The sequence below is a fragment of the Streptomyces sp. Isolate_45 genome, from assembly GCF_024721315.2.
Taxonomy (GTDB): Bacteria; Actinomycetota; Actinomycetes; order Streptomycetales; family Streptomycetaceae; genus Streptomyces.
The window spans coordinates 1-10,338 of the sequence record NZ_JANFAK020000230.1 but is presented as its reverse complement, the minus strand read 5'-3'; the positions used below and the strand labels follow the sequence as shown (position 1 = coordinate 10,338).

Genomic DNA, 10,338 nt, shown 5'->3' with positions numbered 1-10,338 from the left:
CCCCCCCCCCCCCCCCCCCCCCCCCCCCCCCCCCCCCCCCCCCCCCCCCCCCCCCCCCCCCCCCCCCCGCGACCGCAGAGACGGCGTCGGCGAACGTCGACGGCGCCGCATCCGGCATCACCGGGTCGTCCGCGATCGCGACCAGAGCGATGGTGAAGTGCCGGCGCACGTGCTCGGCTCGCCTGGCGAACGCCCGCAGCCAGCCGCGGACCGTTCCCTCGGCCAGGCCCAGATGGGCGGCGACCTGGCGGTGCCCCATCCCTAGAGCGGCTATCTCCAGCCCCGCCCCGATGACCTCGGCCGCATCCGCCCGCCGCGGCCACAATGCCTCCGCCAGCAGCACGTGCGTGACCTTGCAGCCTGAGCAGCGCGTACGGCGTGGCCGCAGAAACAGACGAGCCCCCAGGTCACCCCGGATCTCCCGGGGCCGCCCCTGCCCCCACGGTGCCAGGACCGAGGAACACAGCGGGCATTCCAGCTGGCCGGCTCGCAGCTGTCGCTCTACCAGCAGCGCGTCCGCGTCCACGATCAGCACCGACAGCCTCCGCGGCAAAGCTGTGCTCGGCTCCGAGCACGGACGAAGTACCGCCAGCCTGCCCAAATGCCAAAGGATCATGTCGCTCAAGGCGCCGTTGGCCCTGGACGAGGAATCGTCAGAACCCCTGGGCCTCGGTCACCCGGCTTCCGGCTTCGCGACGTAGAGCAGAGCGTGCCGACGCCCGGGCCACGTAGCGTCTGTCCGACCAACATGAACCTCGGCTGTGATCTCCGAACGTTGCTCGGGTCCGCCGCCGAGGAACACCTCGAGCTCGAAGATGATGTCGTCGAGGTCTTCTTCCACCTCAGCAGTGCGTGCGGTGACGGCGAAATGGACGACGATCGCGTCCGGTCGAGGCTCTACCGCGATACCGCGAAGGTGTGGCCCGATGAGTCCCAGCGCCGCTTGACCTGTTTGATTGAGCAGGTAGTTCCTCCGCAGCAGGACGCGCTCTTCGTCCGCTGTGAGTTGCGGGTTGTAGTACTGCCGGGCGGGGTGATCCACGTCCGTAGAGTACCGACCCCGTCGGCACGGCCCCACGTCGAGGCCTTCTGAACGAACGACGGCCCCATGGAAAGTTCGTGTTCACCGTGTCGTCGTGCACGACGAGACAGCCCGGTCCCGGACACAGCTACATCCCGTGTGCTACGGGAATGTCGCCATCACCCCGCTTCATGAACACGCCGAGAGTCGTCTAACACCCCCACGCGGCGACGAACCGGACCCCCTCCCACGGATGCCCCGACACGGCCGGGGCCAGGTGCTCGGCGACCTCGCGGGCCTGTTCCGGGCGCAGGGTCACCGTTCGCCCGACCGCGCGCAGCCGGCCGTCGTGGTCGTGGCGGCCCAAAACGAGGAGTCGCGGACGGGTGAGGGTGCCGGTGATCGCGCCGATGACGGCTTCGGTGGTGTCGCGTCTTTTGATCTTGGTCCAGCCGCGGTGGCCCTGGAGATAGCGCGCGCCCATGGGCTTGGCCAGGACACCCTCGATGCCTATCACCTCGGTCCAGGTTTCCAGCCACTGCGTCGCGGTGGCGTGGTCGGTGGTCATCGGGCAGAGCGTCCACGGGGAGGTAAGGGCGCGGGCGGCGAACAGCACCTCAAGGCGACGCCGTCTCTCCCGGTACGAAAGCGTGAGCAGCTTGACGCCGCCCTGCTGAAGGACGTCGAAGGCCACGTAGAGGGCGGGCAATCGGGCCACGAGCGCGGGGGCGGTACGGGCGCGAGCGGCGGCCCGACGCTGCAACCCCTCGAACGACAGCGCTTCGGCCTCGACGTCCCACGCGAGAACCTCGCCATCCAGGACCAGGCCGTCGGGCAGCCGTGAGGCGGCCGCCACCAAGTCGGGGAACGCGTCCTGGACCAGGACGCCGCGGCGGGTCTGGAGCAGCACCCGGCCCCCGGGGCCGTCCGGGGTGAACACGAGCGTCCGGTGACCATCGGGGCGAGGTCGGGATCGTCTCGGCGGCTGGCGCCAGCATCGGCACGACCGGGCGCCGCAGCACCATCCCCCCTCCCTTTCACCCCTCGACGGACCCGGGCCCGAAACCCCACGCGCGCCAGGCTGGCACCGACAGGTCGGGGCGGTTGGATCCCGCGCGTGACAGGACCCGGCCGGCTTGAACCGGGGCGCCGTCCCGGCCCGCGGATTCAGTCCTGGGGCGGACACGGGAACTCGGTGCTGTCGCCGAAGAAATAGTCGTACGCCTTCTCGAGAAACGCGTACAGGTCGTCCTCGCTGGAGAAATCGAGATTCCCCTGCGTGATGTCCTCCCACTCGACGAGCGACATCTCCCGCGTGCGAATCACCTCGGCGAATCCGTCACGCTGCTCCGCGACGGTCTTCGAGAAGGGGCCAGGGTTGGCGAGACTCCCCTGGATCCCCTTCTTGAGGTCTTCCGGCTCATTCATGTAGTCGGGGCCGAAGGCGCTGCCGATGAAGGACTTCGTCTTCGCGTCCATGCACTTCTCCTAGGGGTGTCGTCCCGGCTCGGGACCACTTCGCCGTCGAGGACCAGGCCGTGCTGGAGCTGTTCGGCCGCCGCGACGAGATCGGGGAGCGCGTCCTGGAGCAGGGAGCCGCGGCGGCTCTGGCACAGCACCCGACCCCCAGGGCCGTCCGGGGTGAACACCAGCATCCGGTGCCCGTCGAATTTCCGTTATGCGTTGTTGGACGGTCCACGAGGGCCTCGGCGGCCCGTCTATGCGGACGTGGCGCCCTGGTTCCCCGCCGGGTCGAGGGAGTCGACGTCCTGCATGAAGGACAGCATTCGGGCGTTGACCACGTCCGGGTGGTCGATCTGCGGGCCGTGCCCGGTCGCGGTGATGATCTCGGCGCGGGCCCCGGGTATCAGGCGCGGGACGCGCTCCAGTTGCCGCTTCGGGTGCACGAGCAGGCTGTGCTTGCCCATGATGAGGTAGAGCGGGGTCCGGATGGACCGCAGCGCGTCCTCGGCGAGCGGCAGGGGGGCGGGGCGGCGGATTCGGTAGGCGCGGGCGCCGAGCTGGATCCATTTGCGCATCTCGGGGACGGCGATGACCGGCTGGTCCAGCCACTTGGCGAGTTGGGGGCGCAAAGCCTTGGGGGCGAAGGTGGCGAACAGGCTGATGAAGACCCAGGCGAAGAAGCGCAGGCCGACCTTCTCCAGGCCGCCGGGGTCGAGGGCGGTGACGGAGGCGAGTCGTTGGTGCCGGCGGTGGGCCTGGTTGAGGACGAGCCAACCGCCGTAGGAGGAGCCGACGAGGTGGACCTTGTCAAGGTCTAGCGCATCGAGGGCTTCGTCCATCCACTGCGCGGCGCGCTCGGGCTGCCACATGGGTTCGCGGTGGACGCTGCGGTTGGCGTCGCCGGGCGTGTCCAGGGCGTAGACCGGGCGGTCGAGGCTGAGCCCCGGGGTGTTGGGGTACCACATGGCGGAGCTGTAGCCGGCGCCATGAATCAGGACGATCGGCGTCCGCGACTCGGCCGCGGGGTCGGTGGGGCCGTAGCGATAGACGTGGGTGGTGCCGAAGCTCGTCTCCACGTCGGTCTCGGAGCGCACGGGTGCTCCCATCGCGTAGAGCACATCGCCCGCGGCGAAGTAGCGATCGCGGAGCTTGTCGTTGACGTAGCGGCCGACGTCACGGCGCGCGCGAGTCGTGGTTTCGGGCACTGGGCACCTCCGGGAAGATCCGTTCTTCGTGATACGAACGTACCATATTGCTGATACGGCGGTACCATGAAAATGTTCGGACCGAGCCGGACTGCCAGCCCCTGAACCACCCACCCCACCCCCACGGCCGGAGACAGCACTGATGCCAAAGCGCGTGGACCACGAAGAACGGCGCACACAGATCGCCGAAGCGCTCATCCAAGTCGCGGGGCGGCGAGGGCTGCACGCCGTCGGCATGCGCGACGTGGCCGCCGAGGCCGGCGTATCCCTCCGGCTCGTGCAGTACTACTTCGAGACCAAGGAGAAGCTGCTCTTCTACGGACTCCAGCACCTGACCGACCGCTTCACCGCCCGCGTGGGCGCCCGACTGGCCGCCGCCGGCCCGGCCCCGGGCCCGCGCGTGACGATCGAGGCGCTGCTGCTGGCATCCCTGCCGACCGACCAGGAGAGCCGGACCTTCCACCTCCTCTACAGCTCCTACTCGATCCTGTCCGTCACCGACGGAGCACTCGCCGCCCAGCCCTTCATCGACAACCCCGAGGCGGCCGAGAACGCCCTCACCGGCCTGATCGAAGGAGCCCAGGCGGCAGGCCTGGCCGATCCCGGCGCCGACGCACGCACCGAGGCCATCAGCCTGCTCGCCATGACAGCGACCATGGGCACCAGCATCCTCGTCGGCCAACGGAAACCCGAGTCGGCCATCGCCGTACTCCACCACCACCTCGACCGCATCTTCACCGCCAGCGGTCACACCACCCCGGACGCCGGACAATGGACAGACGCCCATACCTGTCCATAACTTCTGTTCATAGGCCACTGGCGGCCGCAACACCACCTTCGGCCCGCCCTCACGCTCGACACCCTCAGGGCAAGTCTCGCCCCGCGCCGAGTAGCCGGCTCGGTGGGCGCGGCCGTAGGGCGCACCGGTCGGGCGCCCCTGTCCCGTGACACCGAAGTTTGAGCAACTGGGCCCCAGTTGGTGGGTATGTCACCCCGTGGCGGCACGGCTCGCACGCGGGCCGTGCCGACTTGGACGAGATCACCAACCACCCCTGGGCGGCCACCGGCTCCTGAGCCGTCCGGGCGTGCAGTACGTCAGGGCGTGCAGTACGCAAAGGCTCCGGCCTCCGCCTCCACGCTGCTCGGGTTCTCGAACACCACCACCCAGGTGTCACCGGGCTTGTACCGGCGATTGCTGGGACACCCGCACCCGCTGCGAGGCCGCCACGACCGACGCCGCCCGGGAGGCCCTCGCCGAGGGAATCCCCGCGTGCCCGCGCTGCCGCCCACACACCCCGCGCTCGGCATCCTCAACTGCCACCGCGACCTACCCTGAAAAGGGCGGCCGGCCCGGTGAGCGGCCCCGGCCGCAACCCGGTGGGCACCTGCTCCTCCCACACTGCACCGGTGCCCACCACCATCACGTCAGCGGCTTCCACACCTCCGGGCCGGCGCCGAGCCATGTGGTCCGTTGTCGCGGCTGCTGCTCTCACCGCAACCTCCGGCTCGGGAACCGGCATGGCGGTGGATCATGACGTGGAGGTCGCCCTCCGGAGGGAAGGGGGCGAAGACGGCGACGAATCGGCTGTGTGTGCGTCGGCGTGGGAAGCCGCCTGCTACCGGGGGAACGGGAGCACGTAGGGTTCGATCAGCCGATGTGAGAACGGCGGGAACATCAGCCGCATCCGCGCTGTGGAGGGCGTACCCGACAAGGGCACCGAGGAACAGTGGTTCATGTCCTCTTGCTTCTGTCGCGCGCCGTTGCGGGTCCCGGCAGGAACGTCTTCCGCGTGTAGTGGGTGGGCTCCTACCAGCACGTGCAAGGTTGGGGATATGAGTTCGTATACGGGCGCTGAGGCGCGACCGGAGCTGAGTGCTGCGTTGAGCGGGGACGAGTTGGCCCGGTGGTACTGGACGCTGGCCGAATTGACCGTGCTCGCACGGGAGCTCGGGGTGCCGCGGGGAGGTGGGAAGGCGGCATTGACGGAGCGAGTACGGGCCGTATTGGACGGCGTCGCTCCGCCGGCAGCGCCGTCCCGGACGCGCGGGGCGGGCCGGCAACTCGCCGCGCCGGTGGACGGCTACACCGAGATTCCCGAGGGCCAGCGGTGCAGTCAGGTGCTGCGGGAGTTCTTCCGCCGCGAGATCGGCCCGAGCTTCCACTTCGATGCTTCCATGCGAACGTTCGTCGCCGAAGGCGCAGGTCGCACCTTGGACGAGGCCATCGCCCACTGGCATGCCACGCGTCGGACCGCTGCCCAGGCGCAGGAGATCGGCTCGCAGTTCGAGCTCAACCGCTTCCTGCGTGACTGGCATGCCGAGCACCCGGCGGGCAGCCGTACCGAAGCGCTCGCCGCCTGGCGCGCTCACCGCGACCGCCCTCGTCATCCGGCCGCAGGGTGACCGGCCCACAGCGGTGCAAGGAGAGCAGCCGGTTCGAGAAGGCCGCCGGAGCCGCATTCCAAGCCCAACCGGCGGCCTTGGCCTCCTCCACCGCCGCTCCGGGCATGGCCCGCGACAGCCTCCACCGGACGTGCCCGCCCACAGTGACCGTTCGCGGAGCGCTCGCCGGATCGGGTTCTCCGGTGGGGTGAACCGGTGGATTTCGGTTTGGCCCGGTCCTTTTCGCTCATGGGCGGCGACCAGTACTTGAGGACTCGGTCGCCGAGGCCCCGGTCCGGAGGCGCGGGGGAGGTTCCGGTCGAGGCCGCCCTCTGCACGTGTGGCAGGTCCTCTCCACTGGCAGCGAGCTGAGCGAGGAGGATCGGGAGGGCCGAGACCGTTGGGGCGGGGGCCCGCGGTTGCATTCGATGGTTCCGGGCCCCTGCCCGTGGCTGTCGGATGTTGGTTGCCGTGCAGCTGCCCGGTCCCTGCGTGGGTGCCAGGACCGGGACGCCGTCGGTGTCCTCGGCGCGGTGCTCGACAGCGGCCGACGAAGCGGCTGAGCGGCGTAGGTCCTTATGGGGCGGGGTGCAGTGGGGTGGAACCGAGGTTCCGCTGGTCCTGGGTTCCGAAGGTGGACCAGAGGGCGGCGGTGAGCAGCAGGAGGGTGCCGAAGGCGAGGTAGACGGGCCTGCCTCCGAAGCGGTCGAAGAGGAAGCCGGTGGCGAGGATCGCCCCGGCGCTGACGACGCGGATGACGGCGTCGAGGAGTCCGTGCCAGGTACCGAGGAGGGCTGCGGGGGCGCGCAGCTGGACGAGGAGTCCGGCGGACCTGAGGTACACGGTGAAGCCGAGACCGAAGAGGATGAGCGCGCCCGCGAGGATCCACTGCGTCCCGCCGAACAGTGCTGCCGTCAGGGTGCCCGCGCCGGCGAGGGCGGTGGCCCAGCGGAGGCTTGAGTAGATGCCCTCCGGGCCGGCTTTCGCTACGACGAGGCCACCGATGATGGCTCCGATGGTGGAGAACGCCAGGAAGGAGCCGGCGCGGGCCGGCGACATGTCGAAGGTCTCCCTCATGAGGGACAGCAGGGACAGGATGACCGTCGAGAGGGCGAGCACGGTCAGGGCGTGGAAGGTGAGGAAGCGGCGCCAGGCCGGGCTGGTGGCAAGGGTCCGTGCCACCACGCGGCGGGACGGGAGGGGGGCGGGGGCGGTTTGCTCCTCGGGCGCGGCGCCTGCGGTCTTCACGCCGGTGGCGGCGTCGGACACCGGTGTGTGGACGGGCTTCGGGTGTGCGGCCCCCGGTTGCCGGGCCACTACGGCGATGAAGCCGGCGAAGACGGCCAGGGCGAGGACCTGGAGGCCGGCGGCGACGAGGAGGGCTTGGGAGCCGGGGAGCAGGGCGATGACCAGACCCGCCACGACCGGGGAGAGCAGTTCGCTCGCCGAGCGGATGGTTCCGCCGATGCCCTGGACCCGGACGAGGGTCTTGGCGTCGAGGATGCGCGGCAGGAGCACGAACAGGGCCATTTCCCCGATGTGGTGGACGAGGTCCACCGTCGCCGCCGCCACGACGATCGCCCACAGGTGGGAGGAGAGGAACGTGGAGCCGATGCCGATGAGGACGAACACGCCGATCTTGACGAGGTAGGCCACGACCAGGACGGTCTTCGGGTTGCCCCGGTCCAGGAGGGGGCCGGCCGCGATCGAGGCGACGACCTCCACTCCGTAGCCCACGCAGTAGACCAGGCCGACCGTGCTGACCAGGCCGGAGAGGTCGAGGGCCAGGTTGGCGAACGCGATGTCGTAGATGCCCTCGCTCATGGAACGGGACATGACGAGCACCGAGAAGACCACGAGCAGCAGCGTCAGCCGGCGTGACGCGGTGGGGAGCACGGTGCGGCTGGTCTTCGGCTCCTGCTCGGTCGCGGTCACTGGTAGGCCAGCTCTCGGACGACGTTGCCCGCGAGGGCGGTGCCCGGCGCGTCGAAGGTCGGCAGCAGTACGTCGGCATGGACCGGGACGAAGAGCTCGGGCAGGCGTGCGCCCTGGGAGTCGTGGACCTCGTACTCCACCCGGTAGTGGAGCGTCCCCCTGCCCCGGGCCCGCATGAGCACACCCGGTTCGATGGTCAGGACCGCCCGCGGGTCCTGCGGGAAGGGAAGGGTCTGGCAGGCTCCGAAGGTGGGTGAGTCCGCGCGGCGGTCGACGAGTTGGAGGTCCATCTCGGGATTGTCGTACAGCAATGGGGACAGCTTCAGAGTGAGATGGGGAGGTGAGCTGAAATATTGCGGCCAGAATGCCGGAACGTCGTAAACCATGGTGTCGGCCATCCCGTTCTCGACGTTGGAGCCGATGCCGTACGAGTCATCGCGGATCGACTGGTAGGAGCCGACCCCGGCGGTGACGGTGGCGAGTTCCGACGCGGGCAGAACGGGCTGTTGCCCGGCGAGGTCCCGGTCGATGAAGTAGCGGTGGAGCTCGCCGCCGATCTCGGCGGAGGCGACGACGCCCTGTTCGGTCGCGCCGCCGAGCCAGCTGCGGGAGACCACCTTGGAGATCAGGAACTGGGCGGCCGTCGGGAGCTCGACGGTGTTGGCGACGGTCCGGGGGCACGCGTGGTCCATGTCGGCGACGGAGTAGGTGGCGTTGTCGTCGAGCGGGGACCACTTCGAGGCGGGGTCCTGCGGCGCGTGGAGGGAATAGTCGTTGCGGGTGGTCACGGTGCCGAGTTGCTCGAACCAATGCGCGTAGCCCGGCGGGATGGCCAGTACACAGGATCCGTCGGCCGGGACATCGATCTCCAGCTTCCGGTCGTATTCGGGTGAGTCCGCCCGGCAGTCGTACATGTGGACGGTGATGGGTCCGGCGCCGGCCGGGCCGTAGAAGGAGAGCCGGTCGTACTGGCCGAGGTGCACCGCGTACTCCTCGTACGCGAAGTGCGGGCTGTGCACCATGTAGTGGTACGGCCGGTCGTTGCGGGAGGACCGGATGTGCCGCGCTCCCGGGAGGCCGGAGTCCGCACCCATCGTGCGGGTCCTGGTCATGATCAGGTGAGGCTTGGGGAAGGCGGACATGGACGTGCCGCGATGGCGTCGGGGCAGCGCGGTCGCGGCGAACGGGGGCGGCCGCGTGCTCGTGCAGCTCCTTCAGCAGGGTGCCGCCTATGTTCCCGGTTGCTCCGGTCACGAGGATTACGGGGGTTCCCCTCCGACGGTGCGGAGGGGAACCGAGGGGTGGACGTCAGCAGGTGACGAGACCGAGGAACTTGTAGTTGGCGGCCGTGGAATACGGGAAGACCTGCTTGTTGTACACGGCCTGCTGGCCGGGGCTGAGTTCGTAGCAGGTGGGGTCCGGCGTGAACGCCGGGGCAAAGGACGACCTGACGCGCTGAACGTCCGTACAGGTGTTGGTCATCTCGGTGTGGAGGACTCCGAAGAAGGTGGTGGCCGCGTAGAACGACTGGACGCAGCTCGGCGCAGGTGCCCCTACCGTTGTCGCGACCTGCTCCCCCTGCGGGGCGGCACCGGCGGGTGCCGCGCCGAGGAGCGCGGCGCCGGTCAGTGCGGCTCCGGCGACCGCACAGGCAATCTTTCGCATGTTCTTCTGTTCCTCTCGTCGTGATCAGATTCGTTACATCAAAGGCATGAGGAACAGATGCCAGAAGAGTGCATCAAAGACTTGAATACCCTCTCCCGTCGGCACTGCGGATGACCGGGCTCGCGCTCCGGAGGTGTGCGAATGGTGACTTTTGGTTATTTTCGGCCCGGCTCGGGGTGAGCCGGGCCATAGGACCCACGTCACATACGAGCCGGGGTAGTAGGCCCCGAGGGGCGGAGCGGTGGTCCCTGCGGGCCACCCGGCGTTCGGAGGGCCGGGGGCCTGCCGTGGGGTCGTGGGTCCCTGGCTGCGAGGACGGGTAGTAATCGGGTTCGTTGCCAGGCGGGTGGGGCGTCGGTAGAACTGGATGAGTCGCCGAGCGGCCCGGGTGTCTCACCCGCCGCTGACGAAGCCCTCCGCACCGCCTGAGTGGCTCACGCACGTCCTCGACGTGCAGCGACCGCCCTCGTCCCCTGTGGAAGGTTCCTCCGTGTCGAACACCGTCATCCGCCGCATCGCCGCCTCGAAGAAGGCCCTCGCGGGTACCGTCGTCGCCCTCGGTGTCGCCGGCTCGATGCTCGCCACGGTCCCCGCCCAGGCGGCCCCCACGAGCGCCAAGGCGATCGCCCAGCAGATGATCAAGGACCCGGCGCAGTTCGCGGCGTT

General features: G+C 69.5%; 10 protein-coding genes and 1 pseudogene. 4 read left to right on the top strand and 7 right to left on the bottom strand.

Going from position 1 to position 10,338, the window contains the following annotated elements; all coding sequences use genetic code 11:
- Positions 1-673: 673 nt before the first annotated feature.
- The 4 genes from NOD94_RS37940 to NOD94_RS37925 all read right to left on the bottom strand — a co-directional run bounded on the left by NOD94_RS37940 (position 674) and on the right by NOD94_RS37925 (position 3,690).
- Positions 674-1,042 carry a hypothetical protein gene (locus tag NOD94_RS37940; RefSeq protein WP_281210798.1) on the bottom strand — a complete coding sequence of 123 codons (369 nt, stop codon included), beginning with the start codon at positions 1,040-1,042 and terminating at the stop codon, positions 674-676.
- 190 nt (positions 1,043-1,232) lie between these two features.
- Positions 1,233-2,207, bottom strand: coding sequence for an ATP-dependent DNA ligase (locus tag NOD94_RS37935; RefSeq protein WP_281210797.1), 975 nt, complete (start codon positions 2,205-2,207; stop codon positions 1,233-1,235).
- Positions 2,189-2,500: a hypothetical protein gene (locus NOD94_RS37930; protein ID WP_281210796.1), complete on the bottom strand. Its 312-nt coding sequence runs from the start codon at positions 2,498-2,500 to the stop codon at positions 2,189-2,191. The genes NOD94_RS37935 and NOD94_RS37930 overlap by 19 nt, the downstream gene beginning before the upstream one ends.
- Before the next feature lie 239 nt (positions 2,501-2,739).
- A complete protein-coding gene (locus NOD94_RS37925; RefSeq protein ID WP_281210795.1) occupies positions 2,740-3,690 on the bottom strand; it encodes an alpha/beta hydrolase in 951 nt (316 codons plus the stop codon).
- A 142-nt stretch (positions 3,691-3,832) separates the two neighbouring features.
- On the opposite strand from NOD94_RS37925, the gene NOD94_RS37920 reads away from it, so the two are divergent.
- The 4 genes and pseudogenes from NOD94_RS37920 to NOD94_RS37905 all read left to right on the top strand — a co-directional run bounded on the left by NOD94_RS37920 (position 3,833) and on the right by NOD94_RS37905 (position 6,093).
- The gene (locus tag NOD94_RS37920) at positions 3,833-4,489 is read left to right on the top strand and encodes a TetR/AcrR family transcriptional regulator (protein ID WP_281210794.1); all 657 of its coding nucleotides are present in this window, start codon (positions 3,833-3,835) and stop codon (positions 4,487-4,489) included.
- Between the two features lie 145 nt (positions 4,490-4,634).
- On the top strand, positions 4,635-5,225 hold the full coding sequence (locus NOD94_RS37915; RefSeq protein ID WP_348652375.1) for a DUF6233 domain-containing protein: 591 nt from the start codon (positions 4,635-4,637) through the stop codon (positions 5,223-5,225).
- A 199-nt stretch (positions 5,226-5,424) separates the two neighbouring features.
- A pseudogene (locus NOD94_RS41510) lies at positions 5,425-5,697 on the top strand (SAP domain-containing protein); the annotation flags it as partial.
- A gap of 66 nt (positions 5,698-5,763) precedes the next feature.
- A complete protein-coding gene (locus NOD94_RS37905; protein ID WP_281210799.1) occupies positions 5,764-6,093 on the top strand; it encodes a DUF6434 domain-containing protein in 330 nt (109 codons plus the stop codon).
- Positions 6,094-6,648: 555 nt separating this feature from the next.
- Here the strand turns inward: NOD94_RS37905 and NOD94_RS37900 are convergent.
- The 3 genes from NOD94_RS37900 to NOD94_RS37890 form a co-directional block, all read right to left on the bottom strand.
- Complete coding sequence (locus NOD94_RS37900) at positions 6,649-8,007, bottom strand: MFS transporter (protein ID WP_281210792.1); 1,359 nt, start codon at positions 8,005-8,007, stop codon at positions 6,649-6,651.
- Positions 8,004-9,119 (bottom strand): hypothetical protein, encoded by a 1,116-nt coding sequence (locus NOD94_RS37895; protein ID WP_281210791.1) that lies wholly within the window; start codon positions 9,117-9,119, stop codon positions 8,004-8,006. Before NOD94_RS37895 ends, NOD94_RS37900 begins: the two co-directional genes overlap by 4 nt.
- A 196-nt stretch (positions 9,120-9,315) precedes the next feature.
- On the bottom strand, positions 9,316-9,672 hold the full coding sequence (locus NOD94_RS37890) for a hypothetical protein (protein ID WP_281210790.1): 357 nt from the start codon (positions 9,670-9,672) through the stop codon (positions 9,316-9,318).
- Between the last annotated feature and the right edge of the window lie 666 nt (positions 9,673-10,338).